The 22390-nt window shown below is 71.3% G+C and carries 23 protein-coding genes, 1 tRNA gene and 1 pseudogene; 15 read left to right on the top strand and 10 right to left on the bottom strand.

The features are described 5' to 3' along the window. The first annotated feature begins 99 nt into the window (after positions 1 to 99). The 6 genes from ACIQ1J_RS03040 to ACIQ1J_RS03015 all read left to right on the top strand — a co-directional run bounded on the left by ACIQ1J_RS03040 (position 100) and on the right by ACIQ1J_RS03015 (position 4617). Positions 100 to 537, top strand: a complete 438-nt coding sequence (locus tag ACIQ1J_RS03040; protein WP_055416717.1) for a DUF3052 domain-containing protein — start codon at positions 100 to 102, stop codon at positions 535 to 537. 126 nt (positions 538 to 663) lie between these two features. After that, a complete protein-coding gene (locus ACIQ1J_RS03035; protein WP_210958592.1) occupies positions 664 to 1122 on the top strand; it encodes a peroxiredoxin in 459 nt (152 codons plus the stop codon). 137 nt (positions 1123 to 1259) lie between these two features. Then, complete coding sequence (locus tag ACIQ1J_RS03030) at positions 1260 to 1835, top strand: calcium homeostasis/redox stress adaptation protein (protein ID WP_053130137.1); 576 nt, start codon at positions 1260 to 1262, stop codon at positions 1833 to 1835. Positions 1836 to 1944: 109 nt separating this feature from the next. Continuing rightward, positions 1945 to 2520 (top strand): TerD family protein, encoded by a 576-nt coding sequence (locus ACIQ1J_RS03025; RefSeq protein ID WP_121746764.1) that lies wholly within the window; start codon positions 1945 to 1947, stop codon positions 2518 to 2520. A 49-nt stretch (positions 2521 to 2569) separates the two neighbouring features. After that, positions 2570 to 3712, top strand: a complete 1143-nt coding sequence (locus ACIQ1J_RS03020; protein WP_403553563.1) for a DUF475 domain-containing protein — start codon at positions 2570 to 2572, stop codon at positions 3710 to 3712. A 167-nt stretch (positions 3713 to 3879) separates the two neighbouring features. Continuing rightward, positions 3880 to 4617: a Tellurium resistance gene (locus tag ACIQ1J_RS03015; protein ID WP_403553561.1), complete on the top strand. Its 738-nt coding sequence runs from the start codon at positions 3880 to 3882 to the stop codon at positions 4615 to 4617. A gap of 122 nt (positions 4618 to 4739) precedes the next feature. Here ACIQ1J_RS03015 and ACIQ1J_RS03010 read toward each other — a convergent pair whose 3' ends face one another. After that, a complete protein-coding gene (locus ACIQ1J_RS03010) occupies positions 4740 to 5672 on the bottom strand; it encodes a TerD family protein (protein ID WP_403553559.1) in 933 nt (310 codons plus the stop codon). Positions 5673 to 5879: 207 nt separating this feature from the next. On the opposite strand from ACIQ1J_RS03010, the gene ACIQ1J_RS03005 reads away from it, so the two are divergent. From ACIQ1J_RS03005 to ACIQ1J_RS02995, 3 genes are all read left to right on the top strand, one after another. Continuing rightward, positions 5880 to 7046, top strand: a complete 1167-nt coding sequence (locus tag ACIQ1J_RS03005) for an HpcH/HpaI aldolase/citrate lyase family protein (RefSeq protein WP_210958598.1) — start codon at positions 5880 to 5882, stop codon at positions 7044 to 7046. Positions 7047 to 7132: 86 nt separating this feature from the next. Next, the gene (locus tag ACIQ1J_RS03000; protein ID WP_403553811.1) at positions 7133 to 9643 is read left to right on the top strand and encodes a phosphoribosyltransferase; all 2511 of its coding nucleotides are present in this window, start codon (positions 7133 to 7135) and stop codon (positions 9641 to 9643) included. Then, the gene (locus tag ACIQ1J_RS02995) at positions 9643 to 10455 is read left to right on the top strand and encodes an HAD family hydrolase (protein ID WP_403553557.1); all 813 of its coding nucleotides are present in this window, start codon (positions 9643 to 9645) and stop codon (positions 10453 to 10455) included. Before ACIQ1J_RS03000 ends, ACIQ1J_RS02995 begins: the two co-directional genes overlap by 1 nt. Here ACIQ1J_RS02995 and ACIQ1J_RS02990 read toward each other — a convergent pair. Further along, positions 10373 to 11209: a DedA family protein gene (locus ACIQ1J_RS02990; RefSeq protein WP_403553555.1), complete on the bottom strand. Its 837-nt coding sequence runs from the start codon at positions 11207 to 11209 to the stop codon at positions 10373 to 10375. The genes ACIQ1J_RS02995 and ACIQ1J_RS02990 overlap by 83 nt on opposite strands. 406 nt (positions 11210 to 11615) lie before the next feature. On the opposite strand from ACIQ1J_RS02990, the pseudogene ACIQ1J_RS02985 reads away from it, so the two are divergent. Beyond that, positions 11616 to 11726, top strand: a pseudogene (locus tag ACIQ1J_RS02985) (sensor histidine kinase); the annotation flags it as partial. A gap of 77 nt (positions 11727 to 11803) precedes the next feature. Here ACIQ1J_RS02985 and ACIQ1J_RS02980 read toward each other — a convergent pair. The 3 genes from ACIQ1J_RS02980 to ACIQ1J_RS02970 all read right to left on the bottom strand — a co-directional run bounded on the left by ACIQ1J_RS02980 (position 11804) and on the right by ACIQ1J_RS02970 (position 14363). Continuing rightward, complete coding sequence (locus ACIQ1J_RS02980; RefSeq protein WP_403553553.1) at positions 11804 to 12022, bottom strand: zinc ribbon domain-containing protein; 219 nt, start codon at positions 12020 to 12022, stop codon at positions 11804 to 11806. A 92-nt stretch (positions 12023 to 12114) separates the two neighbouring features. Then, positions 12115 to 13521, bottom strand: coding sequence for a hypothetical protein (locus ACIQ1J_RS02975; RefSeq protein WP_210958603.1), 1407 nt, complete (start codon positions 13519 to 13521; stop codon positions 12115 to 12117). Between the two features lie 71 nt (positions 13522 to 13592). Continuing rightward, positions 13593 to 14363, bottom strand: coding sequence for a DUF4097 family beta strand repeat-containing protein (locus ACIQ1J_RS02970; protein ID WP_403553551.1), 771 nt, complete (start codon positions 14361 to 14363; stop codon positions 13593 to 13595). Between the two features lie 223 nt (positions 14364 to 14586). Between ACIQ1J_RS02970 and ACIQ1J_RS02965 the strand changes: the two genes are divergently transcribed. Next, positions 14587 to 14661 (top strand) — tRNA-Val (locus ACIQ1J_RS02965). 106 nt (positions 14662 to 14767) lie between these two features. Here ACIQ1J_RS02965 and ACIQ1J_RS02960 read toward each other — a convergent pair. Next, positions 14768 to 15124, bottom strand: coding sequence for a hypothetical protein (locus ACIQ1J_RS02960; RefSeq protein ID WP_403553549.1), 357 nt, complete (start codon positions 15122 to 15124; stop codon positions 14768 to 14770). A gap of 116 nt (positions 15125 to 15240) precedes the next feature. On the opposite strand from ACIQ1J_RS02960, the gene ACIQ1J_RS02955 reads away from it, so the two are divergent. Both ACIQ1J_RS02955 and ACIQ1J_RS02950 read left to right on the top strand, forming a co-directional pair. Further along, on the top strand, positions 15241 to 15786 hold the full coding sequence (locus tag ACIQ1J_RS02955; RefSeq protein ID WP_403553547.1) for a GNAT family N-acetyltransferase: 546 nt from the start codon (positions 15241 to 15243) through the stop codon (positions 15784 to 15786). Positions 15787 to 15790: 4 nt separating this feature from the next. Beyond that, positions 15791 to 16018: a DUF2277 domain-containing protein gene (locus ACIQ1J_RS02950; RefSeq protein ID WP_403553545.1), complete on the top strand. Its 228-nt coding sequence runs from the start codon at positions 15791 to 15793 to the stop codon at positions 16016 to 16018. A gap of 364 nt (positions 16019 to 16382) precedes the next feature. Here the strand turns inward: ACIQ1J_RS02950 and ACIQ1J_RS02945 are convergent, their stop codons facing one another. The 4 genes from ACIQ1J_RS02945 to ACIQ1J_RS02930 form a co-directional block, all read right to left on the bottom strand. Next, positions 16383 to 17021: a DedA family protein gene (locus ACIQ1J_RS02945; RefSeq protein ID WP_403553543.1), complete on the bottom strand. Its 639-nt coding sequence runs from the start codon at positions 17019 to 17021 to the stop codon at positions 16383 to 16385. A gap of 293 nt (positions 17022 to 17314) precedes the next feature. Next, positions 17315 to 17770: a DoxX family protein gene (locus ACIQ1J_RS02940; RefSeq protein ID WP_403553541.1), complete on the bottom strand. Its 456-nt coding sequence runs from the start codon at positions 17768 to 17770 to the stop codon at positions 17315 to 17317. 230 nt (positions 17771 to 18000) lie between these two features. Further along, positions 18001 to 19635, bottom strand: coding sequence for an alkaline phosphatase D family protein (locus ACIQ1J_RS02935; protein ID WP_403553539.1), 1635 nt, complete (start codon positions 19633 to 19635; stop codon positions 18001 to 18003). An 88-nt stretch (positions 19636 to 19723) separates the two neighbouring features. After that, a complete protein-coding gene (locus tag ACIQ1J_RS02930) occupies positions 19724 to 20368 on the bottom strand; it encodes an HNH endonuclease family protein (protein ID WP_310873601.1) in 645 nt (214 codons plus the stop codon). 423 nt (positions 20369 to 20791) lie between these two features. Between ACIQ1J_RS02930 and ACIQ1J_RS02925 the strand changes: the two genes are divergently transcribed. Both ACIQ1J_RS02925 and ACIQ1J_RS02920 read left to right on the top strand, forming a co-directional pair. Further along, entirely contained in the window at positions 20792 to 21373 is a 582-nt protein-coding gene (locus ACIQ1J_RS02925) for a TMEM165/GDT1 family protein (RefSeq protein WP_403553537.1), read from the top strand. A gap of 143 nt (positions 21374 to 21516) precedes the next feature. After that, a complete protein-coding gene (locus ACIQ1J_RS02920) occupies positions 21517 to 22182 on the top strand; it encodes an HAD family hydrolase (protein ID WP_403553535.1) in 666 nt (221 codons plus the stop codon). Positions 22183 to 22390: the final 208 nt, after the last annotated feature.

Here is a 22390-nt window from a genome sequence, read left to right as displayed (position 1 = left end):
GGTACTTGCGCGATCCGTCCCGCCCGTGTGGACTACGGCCAATGCTTCGCGCACGCGCGTGGCTGAGATATTCACCAAGACATGATCAGGAGGCAACCCGTGAGCGCGACCGCGGACCACGCGGAGGAGCGGACGAACCCTGCCGTCAGGCTGGGGTTCCAGCCCGGGCAGGTGGTCCAGGAGATCGGCTACGACGACGACGTCGACCAGGAGCTCCGCGAGGCCATTGAGGGCGCCGTCGAGGGCGAGCTGGTGGACGAGGACTACGAGGACGTGGCCGATGCCGTCGTGCTGTGGTTCCGTGACGACGACGGCGACCTGACGGATGCGCTGGTGGATGCCACCACGTACATCGAAGAGGGCGGGGCGATCCTGCTCCTCACGCCGAAGACCGGCCGTTCGGGGTACGTCGAGGCCAGCGACATTTCGGAAGCCGCGACGACGGCCGGACTGACGGCGTCCAAGAGCGTCAGCGTCGGAAAGGACTGGAGCGGCAGCCGGCTGGCTACGCCCAAGGCCGCCAAGTCCAAGCGGTAGCCGCCCAGGCTCCGCACCACACCCGGACCCCGTACGGGCCGACCGCCGTCGGCCCGTCCGCGGACCCGCGATGATCCCTGCGTAGGGTGGTTCCACCGAACCACCCTACGAAGGGACGAACAGGACATGACGCTCCAGGTCGGCGACAAGGCCCCCGACTTCGAACTCAAGGACAACCACGGCGCGACCGTCCGGCTGTCCGACTTCCGCGGCCGGAAGAACGTCGTGCTGCTCTTCTACCCGTTCGCCTTCACCGGCGTGTGCACCGGCGAGCTGTGCGAGGTGCGCGACCATCTGCCGCAGTTCTCCGACCGCGACACCCAGGTGCTGGCCGTCTCCAACGACTCGATCCACACCCTGCGCGTATTCGCCGAGCAGGAGGGCCTGGAGTACCCGCTGCTGTCCGACTTCTGGCCGCACGGCAACGTCTCGCGCGCGTACGGCGTCTTCGACGAGGACAAGGGCTGCGCCGTCCGGGGCACCTTCATCATCGACCAGGAGGGCGTGGTCCGCTGGACCGTCGTCAACGGCCTGCCGGACGCCCGTGACCTGACCGAGTACGTGAAGGCGCTCGACACCCTGTGATCGAGACGTGATCGACACCGTGTGATTTGTCGGTTCCAGGGCCTGCGGGGGGCGGGAACCCGTCACTAGGATCGAATCGTTGATCCGATATCCACGCACTACGGGGCTCCCCGCCCCAGGACACCAATGGAGGACTCGTGGGAGTCAGCCTCAGCAAGGGCGGCAATGTCTCGCTGACCAAGGAGGCCCCCGGCCTGACCGCGGTCATCGTCGGTCTGGGGTGGGACATCCGCACCACGACCGGCACCGACTTCGACCTCGACGCCAGCGCGCTGCTGCTGAACAGCGGCGGCAAGGTCGCCAGCGACGCACACTTCATCTTCTTCAACAACCTCAAGAGCCCGGACGGATCGGTCGAGCACACCGGCGACAACCTCACCGGTGAGGGCGAGGGCGACGACGAGCAGATCAAGATCGATCTCGCCACCGTCCCCGCCGACGTCGAGAAGATCACCTTCCCGGTCTCGATCTACGACGCCGAGAACCGCCAGCAGTCCTTCGGCCAGGTGCGCAACGCGTTCATCCGCGTCGTCAACCAGGCCGGCGGCGCCGAGATCGCCCGGTACGACCTGAGCGAGGACGCGTCCACGGAGACCGCCATGGTCTTCGGCGAGCTGTACCGGCACGGTGCGGAGTGGAAGTTCCGCGCCATCGGCCAGGGCTACGCCTCCGGCCTGCGCGGCATCGCGCAGGACTTCGGCGTGAACGTCTGAGTCACCGATACGTCCGAGGCCACCGCCTCGACCGTCCGGCGCCGCACGGTTTACGTGCGGCGCCGGACGTGCAGGAAACCCGAGAACCATCACCCGGGGAGGGATCACCATGGGCGTCACGCTTGCCAAGGGAGGCAACGTCTCCCTGTCCAAGGCCGCACCGAACCTCACACAGGTACTGGTCGGACTGGGCTGGGACGCGCGTTCCACCACCGGAGCACCCTTCGACCTGGACGCCAGCGCGCTGGTGTGCAGCAGCGGCCGGGTGCTCGGCGACGAGTGGTTCGTCTTCTACAACCAGCTCAAGAGCCCGGACGGGTCGGTCGAGCACACCGGCGACAACCTCACCGGTGAGGGCGACGGCGACGACGAGTCGGTGCTGGTCGATCTCTCCGGGGTGCCGGCCCACTGCGACAAGATCGTCTTTCCGGTCTCGATCCACATGGCCGACGAACGCGGCCAGACCTTCGGCCAGGTCAGCAACGCCTTCATCCGGGTCGTCAACCAGGCCGACGGCCAGGAACTCGCCCGCTACGACCTGAGCGAGGACGCCTCGACGGAGACCGCGATGATCTTCGGTGAGCTCTACCGTTACCAGGGCGAATGGAAGTTCCGGGCGGTGGGGCAGGGGTACGCGTCGGGGCTCCGGGGCATCGCTCTAGACTTCGGAGTCAACGTTTCGTAAAGCCGCGTACGGCGCGGGGGAGCCCCGTACACACACGATTGGGTAGCCAGTGGTTCTGAAAACCTTCGGGTGGTCGTTCGCGGTCACCGCGCTCGGCCTGGTGGCCGCGGTCTTCTACGGGGGGTGGGCCGCCTTCGGCATCGTGGCGATCCTGTCCGTCCTGGAGATCTCGCTGTCCTTCGACAACGCGGTGGTCAACGCCGGGATCCTGAAGAAGATGAATGCCTTCTGGCAGAAGATCTTCCTCACCATCGGCATCCTGATCGCCGTCTTCGGCATGCGCCTGGTCTTCCCGGTCCTGATCGTGGCGGTCAGCGCGTCGCTCGGGCCGATCGAGGCCGTCGACCTCGCCCTCACCGACAAGGACCGCTATCAGGAGCTGGTGACGGACGCCCATCCGTCGATCGCCGCCTTCGGTGGCATGTTCCTCCTGATGATCTTCCTCGACTTCATCTTCGAGGACCGGGACATCAAGTGGCTGGGCCGGCTGGAGCGCCCGCTGGCCAAGCTCGGCAAGGTCGACATGCTGTCGGCCTGCATCGCCCTGATCGTGCTGCTCGTCTCCGCGATCACCTTCGGCGCCCACGCCCACCAGCACGGCGGCACGCACGCCGACAAGGCGGAGACCGTCCTGCTCTCCGGTATCGCCGGCCTGATCACCTATCTGGTCGTCGGTGGCCTCTCCGGCTTCTTCGAGGACAAGCTCGAAGAGGAGGAGGAGCGGGAGCACGAGGCCGAGGAGCGGGCCGAACGCGCCGGCAAGCCCAAGTCGGCCGTCAAGCTGGCCGGCAAGGCCGCGTTCTTCATGTTCCTCTACCTGGAGGTCCTGGACGCGTCGTTCTCCTTCGACGGCGTCATCGGCGCCTTCGCCATCACCAACGACATCGTCCTGATGGCCCTCGGCCTCGGCATCGGCGCCATGTACGTCCGGTCGCTGACCGTCTACCTGGTCCGCGAGGGCACCCTCGACGACTACGTCTACCTGGAGCACGGCGCCCACTACGCCATCGGCGCCCTCGCCGTCGTCCTCCTGGTGACCATCCAGTACGAGATCAACGAGTTCATCACCGGCATGATCGGCGTGGTCCTGATCGGCGCCTCCTTCTGGTCCTCCGTGCGCCGCAACAAGCGGCTCGCCGAGGCCGGGGGAGAAGGCGGCAAGGAGAAGGCGGAGGTCTCCTCCGGGGTGTGAAACCCTTCTGTTCCCGGGCCGGGTTCGCTCCCGGTGCGCCTGCTCCTTCGGTGTGAACACGGCCCGGGCGAGGAACGCTCTGTGCGGGGCGGCCGACGAGGACCACTCCTCGGGGCCGCCCCGTCGGCGGTCCGCGGTCGGTGGTTCGAGCGAAGGTGGGGGCGGGAATGGGCTTTTTGGACGGTCTGTGGCGCGGTCGCGAGTCCGAGTTCGACTCGGGCAGCGCGGCCACCAACTCCATCCAGCTGACCAAACGGCACAGCCAGGTCTCGCTGACGAAGCAGGGCGCGGCGACCGGCAACCTGCGCGTCAACCTCTCCTGGCGGATGCGGACCTCGGACATCATGGGCGCACAGCGCGAGAGCCTGCTGCGGCACCCCTTCAAGGCGCTCAAGCCCCCCGAGGTCATCGGCCACAGCCAGAGCATGGTCAACGTCGACCTCGACCTCGGCTGCCTCTACGAGCTGCAGGACGGCACCCGCGGGGTCGTCCAGCCGCTGGGCGGCTTCCTCGGCGACGTCAACGGCCCGCCGTACGTCAAGCTCAGCGGCGACGACCGCTTCGGCTCGGCCTCCGGCGAGACGATCTACGTCAACCTCGACCACAAGGACGCGATCAAGCGCCTCCTGCTCTTCGCCTACATCTACGACCAGACCCCGGCCTTCGACCGGACGCACGCCATCGTCACGCTCTACCCGAGCAATGGCCCCCGCATCGAGATAGGCCTCGACGAGCGCCATCCGCAGGCCCGGTCCTGCGCCGTGGTGATGATCGAGAACATCAAGGGCGAGATCTTCGTCCGTCGCGAGGTGAAGTTCGTGTACGGCTTCCAGGGGGAGCTGGACCGGCTGTACGGGTGGGGCCTGCAATGGGGCCGCGGGCACAAGAGCAAGGCGGAGCGCTGAGGCTCCGCCCGTCCCGCTGAGGCCCGGCCCGGCCCATCCCGGCCCGGCCCGTCCCGCCCCGGCCCATCCCGTTCAGGCTGCCGCCCGTTCCGCTGAGGGACGTACCGCGATCGTCCGGGCGGTTACCGGCCGACGAACTGCGGTCCTTGCGGCGGCAGCCGGAAGTCCGGGTCGGGCGCCCCGGTGACCGGCGGCGGATAACCGTAGCCGGGCTGCGCGCCGGTGACCCCCGCCGCGGCGGGCGCCTGCGGGTATCCGTACCCGGGCCGTCCGGCCGGCTGCGGGTAGCCGTAGGCCGGCTGTGTCGTCGGCGGCCGCTGCGGATAGCCGTACGCGGGCTGTGCCGGTACTCCGGCGGGCTGCTCCGGGGGCAGCGGCCGCGACACCCCCGGGAGGGGCTGCACGGTCGTCGGCTCGTCGGGGCCGACCGCCGGCGGGGCGGGCGTGGTCTGGACGGGCGTGGTCTGGGCGGGTTCCGGCCGGGGGGCCGACACGGGGTCGTCCGCCCCCTCCGACTCGTCCACCGAGATGCCGAAGTCGGTCGCCAGGCCCTTGAGCCCGTTCGAGTAGCCCTCGCCCAGCGCCCGGAACTTCCAGCCGTCCCCGCGCCGGTACAGTTCGCCGCAGATCAGCGCCGTCTCCTGGCCCGTCTCCGGCTTGACGTCGAAGTACGCCAGCGGCTCCGCGTCGGCGGCCGTGGCATCGTGCAGCATGATGCGCAGCGACCGGACCCGGTCGAAGGCGACGCCGTCCGCCGAGGCGACGAGCAGGATGCGGCCCACGGACGGCTCGACCCGGGAGAGATCTGTCTGGATCGTGTCGGTCAGGCCCTCGTCGACCCGCTTCTTGCCGAGCCGCCAGACCTGACCCGAGGGATGCCGGGGCTGGTTGTAGAAGACGAAGTCCTCGTCGGAACGCACGCGGTCGTCGGGCCCCAGCAGAAGAGCGGAGGCGTCGATGTCGGGGACCCCCTGCCCGGGTGTCCAGCGCAGCACGGCGCGTACCGTGGTGGCTTGCAGCGGGACGTTCGACCCCTTCAGCATCGCGTGCGTCATGCCGTCATCCTGCCCTCTCGGTCCTGGTCACGACAACGCGGGGGCGGGTACTCGGGTCGTGTCCGCTCACTTCGGGTGGCCGCCGCCGACACAGCCGGGTTACCTGGAATTCATGCCCAGTGGGAACCTCCGACATGGATACGTACGTACTATTACCGGCCACCTTTGGACACTTCACAGGTCGCCCAGACACCGCGGGGGAGTTTAATGCGTCATTTCGGGCAGATTGCCCCTGATGTGCGGAAGCGTCTCTTCCACCAGGAGCCCTGCGCCTTCACGGCGGACTCTCCGGCCCGGCTGCTGTCCGCGGCCCTGGGCGCCACGCTCTACAGCCCTGCCACCCGCCCCAGACTCGCCGACGACATCCTCAAGCAGCGGGTGAGCGGTGTGGTGTCGATGGTGCTGTGCCTGGAGGACTCGATCGACGACGCCGACGTGCCGGTCGGCGAGGCGAACCTCGTCGCCCAGCTCACGGAACTGGCGGCCCGTTCCGTCGACGACGTCCCCCTGCTCTTCGTCCGGGTCCGCACCCCCGAGCAGATACCCGACCTCGTGCGGCGCCTCGGCCCCGCCGTGCGGCTGCTGTCCGGCTTCGTGCTGCCGAAGTTCACCGAGGAACGCGGCGTGCCCTTCCTGGAGGCGCTCTCGGCCGCCGAGGCAGCTGCCGGCCACAGGCTCTTCGCCATGCCTGTACTGGAGTCGCCGGACCTGCTGTACCGGGAGTCCCGCGTGCAGACGCTGGAGGGCATCTTCCGCGCGGTCGACAAGTACCGCGACCGCGTGCTCGCCCTGCGTCTCGGCGTCACCGACTTCTGCTCCTCGTACGGGCTGCGCAGGGGCCCCGACATGACGGCGTACGACGTCCAGATCGTCGCCTCCGTGATCTCCGACGTGGTGAACATGCTCGCCCGGGCCGACGGCACCGGATTCACGGTGACCGGGCCGGTATGGGAGTACTTCCGCGTCCAGGAGAGGATGTTCAAACCGCAACTGCGGCAGAGCCCCTTCCTGGAGGTGCAGGCGGTCGAACTGCGGCAGAAGCTGATCGCGCACGCCATGGACGGTCTGCTGCGGGAGATCTCCCTGGACCGCGCCAACGGCCTGCTGGGCAAGACCTGCATCCACCCCTCGCACGTGCTCCCCGTGCACGCGCTGTCCGTGGTCAGCCACGAGGAGTTCAGTGACGCCCAGGACATCCTGCGGCCGGAACGCGGCGGCGGGGGTGTACTGAGGTCCGCCTACACGAACAAGATGAACGAGGTGAAACCCCACCGCGCCTGGGCCGAGCGCACGCTGCTGCGGGCGGAGGTCTTCGGGGTGGCGAACGAGGACATCGGTTTCGTGGAACTCCTCGCCGCCGGTCTGTCCGACTGACCGCACCGCCCTGTCCGACTGAACGCAAGGAATCCATGACCGACGCAAGGGCCCATGCCCCGGTGGACAACGGGAGGCACGAGTACATGACCGAGAGGGCGCGCGCCGAGGGGCGCGCCGGAGTCTGGTCCGGCAGCTGGGTCGCCGAGCGGCTCGGCGTCGAGCTCGCCGGTGACGACACACTGACCGACCTGCTGGGGCTCGCCCTGCGCCGCAACCCCAAGCGGGCGCACCTGCTCGTCTCGAACGTGCTCGGCAAGCACGTCCCGCAGTCGCCCTCCGTCGTGTACGGCCACGGCGTCGCCCTCGGCAGGCGCGTCCGCGAACTGCTCGGCGCCGAAGCGGCCGAGCGCGCGGTCGTCCTCGGCTACGCGGAGACCGCCACCGGCCTCGGCCACTCGGTCGCCGACGGCCTGGGCCCCGCCCCGTACTTGCACTCCACCCGCCGTCCGGTCACCGGCGTCGCCCGGGCGGGCGGCTTCGAGGAGTCCCACTCGCACGCGACCTCCCACCTCCTGCTGCCCGAGGACCCGGCGCTGCTGGCCGGCGACGGACCGCTGGTCCTCGTCGACGACGAGTTCTCCACCGGCAACACGGTGCTCAACACCGTCCGCGCTCTGCACGATCGCTATCCCCGCAAGCGGTACGTCGTGGTGGCCCTCGTCGACATGCGCTCGCCCGCCGACGCCGGCCGGCTGGAGGAATTCGCCCGCGACATCGGCGCCCGCGTGGACCTGGTGACGGCCGCCTCGGGCACGGTCCGGCTGCCGGAGGGCGTACTGGAGAAGGGACGGGACCTCGTCGCCCGGTACGAGACGCGGACCGCCGAGCCGGCTCCGGCCGGCCCGTCCGGCTCTGCCGCCGAGTCCGGCCCGGCCCGGCCGTCCGGATCGGTCGGACGCGTCGACCTGCGCTGGCCCGGCGGGGTCCCCGACGGTGGACGACACGGGTTCACGGCCGCCCAGCGCGACCGGCTGGAGAGCGCACTGCCCGGCATGGCCGAACGGATCGTCGGGGCGCTGCCCCCAGGCGCCCGCCGGGTGCTCGTCCTCGGCTTCGAGGAACTGATGTACGCCCCGCTGCGCCTGGCCCACACGCTGGAGCAGATCACCGACGCCGACGTGCGCTACTCCACCACCACCCGCTCTCCCGTCCTCGCGGTCGACGACCCCGGATACGCGATACGCACCCGCCTGGTCTTCTCCGCGCACGACGACCCGGCCGACGGCCCCGGTGAGCGCTACGCCTACAACGTCGCGGGCGCCGGCTTCGACGCCGTCGTCGCCGTCGTCGACTCGGCCGCCGACACGTCCGCGCTGCACGGGCCCGACGGACTGCTGGCCCGGCTCGCCGCCCACGTCCCGCACGTCCTGCTGGCCGTCGTCCCGTCGTACGTCCCAGAGGCCCCGCAAGCCCCGCAAGCCTCCGAAAGGCCCTCCATGCTGCCCGAGCCCCTGCGCGGCCCCGACTTCTCCTCGTACGCGCCCGACGAGGTCGGCTGGCTGCTCCAGGACCTCTCGGACGTCACGCTGGAGGCACCCACCGAGGAGCGCGAGGAGGCGATCCAGAGCGGCGGCGCGCACTACGCGGAATCGCTCCCCGTGGAGTACCAGCCCAGCGAGCAGTACCAGGAGCTGTTCCACGCGGCGCTGGCGACGTCCGCGACCCGGCTGGCCCGCGCGGTCGGCGCCGTCACCGAGATCGTGCTCGCCGAGCGGTCGCCCCGCCCCGTCCTGGTCTCCCTCGCCCGCGCGGGCACACCCGTCGGGGTTCTCATGCGCCGCTGGGCGCAGTTCCGTCATGGCCTCGACCTCCCTCACTACGCCGTGTCGATCGTCCGGGGCCGCGGCATCGACGCCAACGCGCTGCGCTGGCTGGCCGACCGTCACGACCCCGCCGACGTCGTCTTCGTCGACGGCTGGACCGGCAAGGGCGCCATCACTCGCGAACTCGCCGCCGCCCTGGGCGACTTCGAGGTCTCCGACGGCGTCACCGGCTTCGACCCGGAGATCGCCGTGCTCGCCGACCCCGGTTCCTGTGTGCGCACCTACGGCACCCGCGACGACTTCCTCATCCCTTCCGCCTGCCTCAACTCCACGGTCTCCGGCCTGATATCCCGCACCGTGCTCCGTGCCGACCTGGTCGGCACGCACGACTTCCACGGCGCGAAGTTCTACCGCGAACTCGCCGGCGCCGACCTGTCACCGGACTTCCTCGACGCCGTCTCCGGTCGCTTCCCGGATGTCGCCGACACGGTCGACGCCCAGGCCAAGGAGCTGCTGTCCGCCGACCGCACCCCCACCTGGGAGGGCTGGGCCGCTGTCGAGCGCATCAGCGAGGAGTACGGCATCCACGACGTGAACCTCGTCAAGCCCGGCGTCGGCGAGACCACTCGCGTGATGCTGCGCCGTGTGCCGTGGAAGGTCCTGGCCCGGGCCGGCGCCGGGGCCGACCTCGACCACGTACGACTGCTGGCCGAACAGCGGGGCGTACCCGTCGAGGAGGTCGATGACCTCCCCTACACCTGTGTCGGGCTGATCCACCCCAAGTACACGCGGGGCGCGACCGGCGCCGACGGCAAGGCGGTGACGCTCTGATGCCGGTGCTCGTCGCGAGCGACCTCGACCGCACGCTCATCTACTCGGCCGCCGCACTCGGGCTGACCATGCCCGACCTGCGGGCACCCCGGCTGCTGTGCGTCGAGGTCTACGAGAGCAAGCCCCTCTCCTACCTGACCGAGACGGCGGCCGGGCTGCTGACCGACCTTGGTGACACGGCGGTCTTCGTGCCGACCACGACCCGGACCCGCAAGCAGTACCAGCGCATCAACCTCCCCGGCCCTCCGTCGAAGTACGCGATCTGCGCCAACGGCGGTCACCTGCTCGTGGACGGTGTCTCCGACCCCGACTGGCACGCGCGGGTGACCGCACGGCTGGCCGACGAGTGCGCCTCGCTGGCCGAGGTCCGCGACCACCTGATGAACACCGCCGACCCGCTGTGGGTGCGCAAGCACCGGGTCGCCGAGGACCTCTTCGCCTACCTCGTCGTCGAGCGTGAACTGCTGCCCGAGGACTGGGTGAAGGAACTCGCCGTGTGGGCCGAGAACCGCGGCTGGACCGTGTCCCTCCAGGGCCGCAAGATCTACGCCGTCCCCAAGCCGCTCACCAAGAGCGCCGCTGTGTACGAGGTCGCCCGCCGCACGGGCGCCGATCTCACCCTCGCCGCCGGCGACTCCCTTCTCGACGCCGACCTGCTGCTCGCCGCCGACCGGGGGTGGCGCCCCGGCCACGGCGAGCTGGCCGACTCCGACTGGACGGCTCCGGCGGTCAGTGCCTTGCCCGAGCGCGGCGTCCTGGCCGGTGAGCGGATCCTTCGGGAGTTCCTGCGCGCGGTGAGCCCGGCTCGCTGACCCCTTCGTCCGCGTCCCCGGCACCGGTCCCGCCCCGGGTGCCGGGGCGGGCGTCGTCATCGGCCGGCGGCCGTACGGCCTGCCCCCGGTCGCGGCCCCGGCCCCGCCTGCGGTGGCCGGCCCCCGGCCGCATCAGCCGCATGCCGATGAAGACCAGCAGCGCCAGGGCGGCGATCGCGAGGATCACCTTCGAGTAGGTGGACGCGATGCCCGAGACCTCGGACCAGTTGTCCCCCAACGCGTAGCCCGCGAGGACGAACACGGTGTTCCAGATCGCGCTGCCCAGCGTGGTCAGCGCGACGAAGACGGGCAGCCGCATCCGCTCCACACCAGCCGGTACGGAGATCAGGCTGCGGAAGATCGGGATCATGCGGCCGAAGAACACCGCCTTGGTCCCGTGCTTCAGGAACCAGGCCTCCGTCTTCTCTATGTCGGACACCTTCACCAGCGGCAGCTTCCCCGCTATCGCCACCGTCCGGTCCCGGCCGAGCAGCGCGCCGACCCCGTACAGGGCGAGCGCGCCGATCACCGAACCCGCCGTCGTCCACAGCAGGACGGCGATCAGGTTCATCCGGCCGGAACTCGCCGCGAACCCGGCGAGCGGCAGGATCACTTCGCTCGGCAGGGGAGGGAAGAGGTTTTCCAGAGCGATGGCGAGGCCGGCGCCCGGTGCGCCGAGCGCGTCCATGAGGTCGTTGATCCACTGCGGTGCCGCACCGCTGTCCGCGGCCGTCTGCGCTGCGATGGCTGTCATGACGACCACGCTAGAAAATCGCAGCTGAAGGGAGACTGAGGAAGACCGCAGGATCGACTGTGGTGCACCGCAGTCGGGAATTGCGGTTTTCCGCAGTGTGCGACGCTGCCGCGGACCGCCGCCATCGGCCTCGGGTACGGCACCTTCGGGATGTACGGCTGGCTCCTGCTGGACGGCATACGCAACCCCGGTTCGTTCGGCCTCGGCAGTCTCGGTTGCTTCTTCCTCGTGTTCCTCGCCGTACAGGGAATATTCGGAGTGGTCGGACTGGAGGGGCAGCTGGCGCGTCATTTCCTCGGCCCCCGCCACCAGGAGGAGCTGGAGCGGCGGATCGCCGGGCTGTCCGCCGGCCGCGCCGCCGTCGTCGACGCGGTGAAACGACGAACGACGCCGCACCGAGCGGGACCTGCACGACGGCGTTCAGCAGCGTCTCGTCGCCCTCGGCATGCTGCTCGGCCGGGCCCGCCGCAGTCAGGACGCCGGCCGTCGGGACCGGCTGCTGGGCCAGGCACACGACGAGAGCCGCCGCGCCCTGGACGAGCTCCGTGAGGCGGCCTGGCGGATCTGTCCGACCACGCTGGACGAGGCGGTGGGTCAGCCGCAGCAGCCTCCGCCGCAGCAGCCGCCTCCGCCACCCGACGAGGGCGCCGGGGCCGACGCGGAGGCCGACCCGCCGACCGCGACCGTCGACAGCAGCTTCACCGTGTCGTGGTGGCCCGCCGGACAGGCGGCGGGAGCGGAGGACTCGGCCATGGGGCGGCTCAGTTCGAAGGTGTCGCCGCAGCTCCGGCAGCGGTACTCGTAGCGAGGCATGCGCACAGGTTAACCGGCCTGGCCCAGCGGCCAGGCCCGACGGCGAAAACTCGGTCGGGACCGGAGCCCGAGCACCGGCAGTCGCTCGGCGGTCAGTGGCCGGCCCCGCGCTCCTCCCGGATCCGGGTGACCACGCCGGCCACCGTCTGCCGGACCGCTTCGGTCTCCGTCAGGAAGTGCCAGTAGTCGGGGTGGCGGCCCTCCAGCGTGGTGATCGCCCGTTCCAGCCGGGCCACGGCGTCGTCCAGTGGGCGCGCGTGACGGGGGTCGGGGGTGTTGCGGCCCGCCATGGCCAGCCGCTGGGCGTCACGGATGGCGAAACGGGTGCGCTCGATCTCCTGCTGGGGGTTCTTCTGCACGGCGTTCAGCTGTCGCAGCCGGTCTCCGGCGGCCGAGACGGCCTCGTCGGTGGAATTCAGCAGCGCCCGCACCGTCGACAGGAGGGCTGTCGCGTCGGGCCAGCGCTGTTCGTCGCGGGCGGTCTGCGCCTCGGTCAGTTTTCGCTCGGCCTGCCGGACCGATTCGGTGGCCTGGTCCGGCACCTGCTGCAGGTCCTGCCAGCAGGCTGCGGTGAATCGCCGCCGCAGTTCGCTCAGGACCGGTTCGACCTGTTCGGTGCGGGTGGTCAGGGCCTGGGCGCGGGTACGCAGGGAGACCAGCCGGTGGTCGATCTCGGCGGCGCGCTCGGGCAGCCGCTCCGCCTCGGCGCGGACCGACTCGGCCGCTCGGGTGACCCGTTCGGCCCGTTCGAGGGTCTGTGGCACGCCGTGCTGTCCCGCGCCCTGGTTCAGCCGGGTCAGCTCCGGACCGAGGGCGGCGAGCCGGGCGGCGAGGTCGTCCGCCCTCAGCCCGGCTTCCCGCGCGGCGTCCAGGGCGTTGGAGGCGGCGAGCAGGGCCTGCCGGGCGCGCTCGACGGTGGGCGCCAGCCGGGCCAGCTGGGTCTCGGCCTTGCCGAGCAGGGGGCCGAGACCGTCGGCGAAGCGGTCCAGTTCCTGCTTGACGCGGCCCAGCTCGTTCTTGGCGGCGGTCAGTTCGCCGCGGGCGCGGGAGGCGGCCGACGCCTCCAGATCGTCCCGGTCCAGGTCATGGGCGTCGACGGCACCGATGTACTGGTGGCTGACCTCGTCGATCCGCCGGCCGAGCGCCTCGAAGTCGGTGACCGCGCGCCGGGCGGCGGGGGAGGCGTCGACGGCCGCGATCGTCTCTATCGAGATCCGCAGGTCCCGTTGAGCGGTGTCCAGGTCGTAGAAGGCGGCCGCCGCGTCGTCCTTCGCGGCCTGTGCCTCCGCCCGCTGGCTCTCGGCCCGCCCGCCGAACCAGCGCCGGGTGCCGCCCCCGGCGAACGCGGCGGGCAGCGCGAGCACGGCGAGGAGCGGCAGGCCCACGAGGACGAGCACGTCACGGCCCGCACCGGGCGCGCGACGGCGGTGGGAGCGGTGTGGCAGGCGCTGCGCGCGCGCCACCATCGGCGAGTACGGCTGCGATGGTGTCGCCGTCACATCCCTCTCCCGTGTCGTCCGTCCTGCCCGGGTCCATTCTCCCACCCGTAAGGGACGAACACACGGGCCGGTCAGTTCGCGGTTCGGACCGTGACTTTGCCGTCACCGGTCCGGGCGCTCACCACATGGCTGCTGGCGTCGTCCCGCGGCACCGACACGTCGACCCCGCCGTCACCGGTTTCGGCGGACACCTTGTACGTGGCCCGGGGCAGCGTGATCGTCACGGAACCGTCGCCGGTGCGGGACTCCACCAGGTCGGGAACGGTGCCGAGTTCGATACGGACCGAGCCGTCGTCGGTGTGCGCGTTCACCCGGCGCGAGGAGACCTCCGCGCGCACGGATCCGTCACCGGTGCGCAGCTCCAGAGGGCCGGTGGAGTCGGTGACGTGCACGGACCCGTCGCCGGTACGGATGTTCAGCGCGTCCCGGAACCCCCGCGCCCGCACGCTGCCGTCTCCTTCCTCCACCTGGACGGCGATGCCCCGCGGCACCTCGATGCGGTGCCTGGCCGCGCAGTCGGCGACCACGCCGGAGCAGTGCGTACGCAGCACCAGCCGGTCGTCGTCCATCTTCCAGGTCACTTCGGGATCCGAACCGACGGCGACCGATCCGGAGAACCACCGGGTGACCTCGGCCTTCCCGGACGTGTGGTCGTCCGAGGCGACGATCTCCAGGGCGGAGTCGTCGGAGTCGACGGTGAGGGTGCGGCCCTGAAGGGCGAAGGACCGGTGCTCGGGGTCCTTGTCGTCCGAGGCGGAGGCGCAGGCGCCGAGACCCGCCACGAGAACGGCGACGACGCCGACGGCTGCGAACGTGCGAGCGGAAACGGTGCGGGCGGCCATGACGATCTCCCCCTGGGACGGCTACGAAGTGCCGCGTCCGGCCCTCCCGGAGCGGAAGAGGCCCTCGTCGACGAGGCTCTTCGACCGTACGGAGCACGGGCCCCCGCCGGGATCCGGGCCACTACCGGATCGGGGGTGGGGTTAACCCCCCGGCGGAGGTGGTATCGGCGTCAACACGCTTGCCGGGCAGTGCCCCGGGCCATGTAGGCTGTCGACTCGTCCTGGGTGCGTAGCTCAGGGGTAGAGCGCCTGCCTTACAAGCAGGATGTCGGCGGTTCGAAACCGTCCGCGCCCACCAGGACCGGCGCCGCTGTCGTCGGTGCGGAGGCCCCCGGAGATCTTCCGGGGGCCTCTCGCGTGTGCCCGCCGGCGATCTTGCCGTGGATGAACCCACAGCGCCGAGATCACTGAGCTGATGGCGGGGTCCCCTCGGCCGGGGCCTCGTGGGCGCGTTTCAGCTCCGAGCGGGCGCTCACCTGGTCGGGGCCGGTGATTTCCGACCAGTAGCGATGGGTGCTGACGAACACGGCGAGTTCGCGCTCGCGCCGCCGGAGCTTCTCCACCTCGGCCTGCTCGTCCGCCGACCAGCCGGGGGAGGCCGGGCGCTCGACCTTGCGCCAGCCGTTCCTGTCGCTGAAACCGTCGAGCGGTTCGACAGACCAGGGAAGTCTTTTCAGCAGGGCCGACAGCTCGGCCCGGACCTGATGCAGTTCCTCCTGACCGGCGAGGAGGTCACTGGGGAAATCATAGGTCGTAGCCACGCGCCAATGATACGCCTGTTCGATTTTGAGGCGCGCGTTCCCTTCGATGGTTCACGCGAAAGTGTGGCCGTCGCTGCCGGGGCCGACTGTCAGACCCCTGCCCTACCGTGAAGAGCATGGAAGGCGTGGACGAGCGGGCGGTTGGAGGCGGGGCGCGGGGCGGGGAGCGAGTGTGTCTGGTCCCCTGGGCGGAGCCGGATCTGTGGCTGCTGCGCAGGACCAACAGCCCCGGGATGACCGCGCACCTGGGCGGCCCGGAGACAGAGGAGCAGCTCGCGGCCCGGCATCGGCGGTACGCCGATCCGGGCCCGGGGCGGATGTACCGGGTTGCCCTGGCGGACGGCGGTGAGACCGTCGGCTCGATCGGGTACTGGCAGCGGACCTGGCAGGGCGCGGAGGTCTGGGAGACCGGGTGGGCGGTGTTGCCGGAGTTCCAGGGGCGGGGACTTGCCGTGCGGGCGGCCCGTGCGGTGCGGGAGGCGGCCCGTGCCGACGGGACGCACCGCTATCTGCACGCGTTCCCGAGTGTCGACCACGCCGCCTCCAACGCGGTCTGCCGCGGGGCCGGTTTCGCCCTGCTCGGGCAGGCCGACTTCGAGTATCCGAAGGGCCACTGGATCAGATCGAACGACTGGCGGGTGGACCTGGAGAAGGGAGACTGACGTCATGTGCCGCAGCATCAAGACACTGCGTCCGCCCATGCTGGCCGAGGAGGCCACGGAGGACGAGATCAGGGCCGCCGCCCTGCAGTACGTGCGCAAGATCTCCGGGTTCCGTGCGCCCGCCGCGCACAATCTGGAGGCCTTCGAGCAGGCGGTGGAGGCCGTCGCCGGGGCCACGGCTGATCTGCTGGCCGGCCTGGAGGTGCGGGGAGGCGCACGGCGGGCCTCGTGACACCCCGTGCGCCGTTGCCGCGAGGCTCAGGGCCTGGCGTTTTGATCTTGCCGGCGTCGCGGGGCGTGGCACGCGCATCCGCGGCGTTGTCGTCGGTGGCCGGGGCTCCGCCCCGTCGCCCTCCTCCGCCTCGCAGCCGCACGCACCACGCCCCGCTCGGGTGGGCCGAGAGGCGCAGTCCCTCTCAGCCGACCCGCTCCGAACGACCGGCCCCCGAAGACCGATGAAGATCTTGCTCTGGCCACCCGGCTTGCCCGAGATTGCCTGTGAATGTCAATCGCCATGAATCGGTGCAGGCCGGGCGCGATTTCAAGATCTTCAGGGCACTTCCAGGTGCGCGCCGTGCGGCGGCCGGCCGCGGTGGTCACGAAGCCTCCGTCGCCCGGGGCTGGCGGCGCATCAGGTACGCGGCCCCCGCCCCTGCGCCGGACAGCGCGACCAGTGATACCCCTGCCGCCAGCCAGGTCGCGCCCAGCCACTGACCGCCGAAGTAGCCGAGGGCCACGCTGTAGGCGGCCCAGGCCAGTCCGGCGAGGGCGGACCAGGGGAGGAACTCGCGGATCCGGCGGTGGGCCGTACCGGCGACGAGAGAGACGACCGAGCGGCCGGCGGGGGCGAAACGGGCCAGGACGACGAGGGCGCCGCCGCCTCGGGCGAGGGCCCCGCCGAGACGTTCCTGCGCCGTGGTCAGCCGACGGGAACGGGCGATCGCGCGGTCCAGGCGAGGCCCGCCTCGCCACGCGAGGCGGTAGACCGCCAGGTCGCCGAGGACCGAGGCGGTCGCCGCGCACAGGGTCAGGACCAGGATGTCGGGGACGTCGTCCGGAACCCGCCCGGCGGCCGCCGCGCCCGAGCCCGCGGCCGCCGCCGTGGCCGCCGCGATCACGAGGACACCGCTCGGCAGCACCGGCAGGAAGATGTCGAGGAGCACCGAGACGGCGACCAGCGCGTAGATCCATGGGCTGCTGACCAGCGAACCGATACTGCCGAGACTCTCGACCACCACAACTCCCCGTTACTCCCCCGTGGGCCGGGCCATGCCGCGAGACGCGGGGACGGCAGGAGCGGCCGATGACAGCCATTCAGCCTACGCCGGGGTGAGACATGAGGTTCACAGGGGCCTCGTGTGTTCGCCACGGAGCGTTCACTCGCGAGGGGGCGTTCACGCCCGATGCCCGGCCTCGGCCCCCGCGCCCCCGCGCCCCCGCGCCCCCGCGCCCCCGCGGTCGTCCGGGCGCAGGTGGAGGGTGTGAGCGGCGCCCCCCGGTTCAGGGAAAGGCGCCGCTCCGGTTCGGATCAGGCCGCGACCGGTGTCTGCCTCTCGGTGGCGGCCTTCTCCTGCTCGGACGTGCGCCGGGCGAACAGCCGGTCCAGGCCGAAGGCGCCGGAGCCGGTGAAGGCCAGCAGCAGGAAGGCCCAGCAGAACATGGCGGAGGCCTCGCCGCCGTTCTCCATCGGCCACAGGGCGCCCGGCTGGTGCACCTTGAAGTACGCGTAGGCCATGGAGCCCGAGGAGACGACCGCGGCGGCGCGGGTGCCGAGGCCGAGCATCACGAGGCCGCCGCCGACCAACTGGATCACGGCCGCGTACCAGCCCGGCCAGGTGCCGGGCTCGATCGTGCCGCCGCTTCCCGACGTGCCGCCGAGGACGCCGAAGAGGGAGGCGGCGCCGTGGCAGGTGAAGAGGAGGCCGACGACGATGCGGAACAGGCCGAGGGCGTAGGGCTGGGCGCTGTCGAGGCGTCCGGACATGTGGGGGGAGCTCCTTCGGTCGGGCCGGCCCGACGGGGCCGGTGGGGGACGAAACCGAGTGGGCCGCCCACGTTAGGTGAGCCTAATGAGTACTTGCAAGTTCAACATTTGGCCATGGCTTGGCGCATGGTCACCCCGCTGACGCGGCGGCCATCGCAGGTGGGAGCGCTCCCATTCAGGCGGCGAAGCCCGCCGGTGTGACTTGATTCATACCCGGCTCCGCCTCCCGCCTACGCCAGCTCCCTGTCCGTGACCGTCCGCAGGGCGGTCGTCCCGTCGCGCTCCGCCCGCGCCTGCTCCAGGCGCAGCCGGGCCGATCTCCCCCGCAGGGTGAGCGTCATGAGCTGATTGCCGAACCAGGGCCCGCCGGTCTTGCGCCAGCCGACCGCCGGCGGCCCGCAGCGTCCGTGCCGGGCGATGCGCCGCCCGAGGGCACGCGCCGGGGCGCTCCAGCCGAAGCGGAAGCCGAGACGGATGGAGAGCGGCACGGAGTTGTGGACGGGGGAACAGGTCAGCTGGGCCACCGTGGCGTCGGGCGCGCGGCCGGGCCAGGACGGCTCGGCCACGTAGGCGTGGTGGACGTCGCCCGACAGCACGCTCACGGTCGCGGGCGCCCCGGGCCCCGTACCGGCCTCGGCGATCAGGTCCGCGAGGGAGTCGAAGGAGGCCGGGAAGGCCGACCAGTGCTCCAGGTCGGCCCCGCGCCTGATCCGCTCCCCGAGCCGTGCCCAGCGCGCGCCCCGTTCGCCGACGCACATCGCGGCGCTCCACGCCTCCACGTCGTGCACGAGGTGGGGCAGCAGCCAGGGCAGGGAGGTGCCGATCAGGAGGTGGTCGTAGGAGTCGCGTTCCTCCATGACCTGTTCGCGCAGCCAGGCGGCCTCGCCCGGCTCGAGCATCGTGCGGCGGTCCTCCTCGAGGACGCGGGCCGCGCGGGAGTCCACCATCACCAGCCGTACGCGGCCGAAGTCGCGCCGGTAGCTCCAGCGGACGGAGGCCGGGTCGGTGTCGGCCCGCGCGGCGAACGCACGGAGCACGTCGGTGCCGTCAGGGGTTTCGTGGACGGCTGCGTAGAGGGGATCGGCGGCCAGCTCGTCCGGTGAGAGGTTGCCCAGCTGCTGGTACACCCAGTAGGACATCAGCCCGCTCAGCAACCGCTCACGCCACCAGTCCGTGGCCCGCATGTCGGCGAGCCAGGCGGCGGAGGTGTTCCAGTCGTCTATGACGTCGTGGTCGTCGAAGATCATGCAGCTGGGTACGGTCGACAGCAGCCAGCGCACCTTGGGGTCGCTCCACGACTCGTCGTAGAGGCGGGTGTACTCCTCGTAGTCCGCGATCTGTTCGCCGGGAGGCTCCGCCAGGTCGCGGCGGCCCGCGATCCAGCGGCGTGTGGCGTCGGAGACCTCGTCGGCGTACACCTGGTCGCCGAGCAGGAGCAGCACGTCGGGGCGGGTGCCCTCCGGGTCGGCCGCGATACGGGCGGAGAGGGTGTCCAACGCGTCCGGGCCCACCGGGTCCTTCTCGCCGGCCGGCGGCGATGCCCAGCGGCAGGAGCCGAAGGCGATGCGCATGCCCTCGTCCGCCGGGGGCGTGGCGATCACCGAGGGAGGGAACGGCGAGTCGGGCGGCGGCCATGCGCGGGCGCCGTCCAGGAGCACCTCGTACTCGGTCGCCGTGCCGGGTGTCAGGCCGGTCACCGGGACCAGGGCGTAGTGGTGGCCCGCGACCTGGAAGGTGCGGGTCGTGCCGCGGGAGCCGTCGGCACAGCGCACCTCGGTGGTGCAGGGCCGGTCCGTCTCGACCCAGATGGTCGCCGACGAGCCGTCGGTGTATCTCAACAGTGGTCCCAGGCGCAGTCCGGCCATGGTGATCCCCTCCTCCGTCGCCCCGTACGGTACGGAACGACGGAGGCCGGCGGGGAGGCTCCGCGCCGAACACGTGATGGACGGGGCGTCAGCAGTTCGCGAGGTTGTTCTGGAGCGCCGACTTCTCGGCGGAGTCGACCGAGAGGTCGTAGTAGTACTTCACCTGTACCCAGGCGCGGACGTAAGTGCAGCGGTAGGCGCTGCGCGAGGGCATCCAGGTGGCCGGGTCCTGGTCGCCCTTGGACTGGTTGACGTTGTCGGTGACCGCGAGGAGCTGGGGACGGGTCAGGTCGTTGGCGAAGGACTGGCGCCGGGAGGTGCTCCAGGAGCCGGCGCCGGAGTCCCAGGCCTCGGCGAGCGGGACGAGGTGGTCGATGTCGACGTCGGAGGCGGCGGACCAGGTGGCGCCGTCGTAGGGGGAGTACCAGCTGCCCCTGGTGGCGGCGCAGGAGGAGTCGGTGACGACGCCCGAGCCGTCGCGCTTGAGGACGGTCTCGCGGGTGTTGCAGGTGCCGGACTGCGTGATCCAGTGCGGGAAGAGGTCGCGGTCGTAGCCGGTGCGGCTCTCGGTCTCCACGGTGAGGGAGGCGAGGTAGGAGCGGGCGGTGGCGGCGCTGACCGGGGTGGGGAGGGCGGCGGAGGCGGCCGGGCCGTTGAGGAGCCCGGCGGAGGCTATGAGTCCGGTGAACGCGGCGAGGACACCGAGCCGTCGACGCGCGTAGAACTTCGGCATGCGAACTCCTGTGGAGTGTGGGGGTGTTGGGACGCGGGCAGGGGAATGCTCGCGACGCCGTATGGCGCACAGGTGTGCGGTCGGTAAGAAGTTAATGACGTGTGCATGGCGCGTCTATGGGTACGGCGGCACTCGTGACGGAGCGTCCCGGGACTTTCGGCCCCTCGGCCCCGCCGGCGGGCTCGCGTACTATGGACGGCGCAGAAGGGGAGTAGCTCTTCGCCGGACCGTCGACACACTGCTCAGCTCGCCTGAGCCGGCGCCCGGAGGCAGGCCTCGTACGCGGGGCCGGCCAGCGAGACCTTCGGCAAGCAGTGCACGCCCGTGCCGTCCGGCGGGGGCGACCGTGTGCTGCCGTGCCGAGGTGTCCGCAGCGCAGGACCAGCACTCTCGGTGGGGCGGCCCCGACCGATAGAGGATCCCTTGATCAGCCTGACCGTGACGGCAGTCGTCTTCGGCGTCGTCTTCCTCGCCGAACTGCCGGACAAGACCGCGCTCGCCGGCCTCGTCCTCGGCACCCGTTACCGGGCCTCGTACGTGTTCGCCGGCGTGGCCGCCGCCTTCCTGCTGCACGTCGTGCTCGCGGTCGCGGCCGGCAGCGTGCTGACCCTGCTGCCGCAGCAGATCGTGCACGCGATCACCGGCGTGCTGTTCCTGGGCGGCGCCGCCGTGCTGATGATGAAGAAGGACGACGAGGACGAGGAGATCCGCAAGCCCGAGGACCAGTCCTTCTGGAGGGTCTCCGGGGCGGGATTCATGCTCATCCTGGTCGCCGAGTTCGGCGATCTCACGCAGATCATGACCGCGAACCTCGCGGCCCGCTACGACGACCCGCTCTCCGTCGGCCTCGGCGCGGTGCTCGCCCTGTGGGCGGTGGCCGGGCTCGGCATCGTCGGCGGAAAGGCCCTGATGAAGCGGGTGCCGCTGGCGCTGATCACAAAGGTCGCCGCGCTGCTCATGCTGGGCCTCGGGGTGTGGAGCCTGTGGGAGGCGGTCGCCGGCTGAACGGTTCGTGAACGTTCCGGCGGGGCGGTGGCGCAATCCCCGACCCGTTTTGTACCGTAGAGAAACAAAGTGGCTCCCGCCCGTTCTCCCTGACCGGCGGGCGGGGGCCGCCTTGTTTCCTCCCCGCGTCTTGGAGTCTGCCGATGACGGCCACCGCCACCACCGTTCTCACCGCCCGCGCCCTGCTGCTGGACATGGACGGCACCCTCGTCAACTCGGATGCCGCCGTCGAGCGCGTCTGGCGGCGCTGGGCCGACCGGCACGGGCTGGACGGCGACGAGGTCATGAAGGTCGTCCACGGACGGCAGGGCTACGCCTCGATGGCACTGCTGCTGCCGGACCGGCCCATGGAGCAGAACCACGCCGACAACGCCCGCATGCTCGCCGAGGAGACCGCCGACACCGAGGGTGTCGTCGCGATCCCCGGCGCGTCGGAGTTCCTCGCCGCGCTGCACGGGCTGCCGCACGCCCTGGTGACCTCCGCCGACGTGCCGCTGTCCACCGCGCGGATGGCCGCCGCCGGGCTCGCCCAGCCGGACGTCCGGGTCACCGCCGAGTCGGTCGGCGCCAGCAAGCCCGACCCCGAGGGCTTCCTCAAGGGCGCCGCCGAGCTGGGCGTCGCGCCCGGCGACTGCATCGCCTTCGAGGACTCCGGCGCCGGCATCATGGCCGCGCGCGCCGCCGGGATGCGGGTCGTGGGCGTGGGCCCGCGGGCCGGTGTCCACGGGCCCGACGTGGTCGTGGAGGACCTGACGCGGGTACGCGTGGAGGCCGGCGCGGACGGGACGCTGCGGCTGCACATCGGCTGACGGCCGGACGGCCGGCGCGGGGCGGGCCGACGCGGTGACGCCCTGGCGGGTTGTGACGTCCTGGCGGGGCGTGACGGCCTGGCGGCAGCGCGCTCCTGGTGGGGCGCGATGGCTTGGTGGGCTGTGCGGTCCTGGCGGGTTGTGACGTCCTGGTGGGGCGTGACGGCCTGGTGGGCTGGGCGGTCCTGGTGGGCCGTGACGGCCTGGT

Source organism: Streptomyces sp. NPDC097107 (assembly GCF_044762405.1).
GTDB classification, from domain to species: domain Bacteria; phylum Actinomycetota; class Actinomycetes; order Streptomycetales; family Streptomycetaceae; genus Streptomyces; species Streptomyces thinghirensis.
This window is presented reverse-complemented; position numbering and strand designations above follow the sequence as displayed.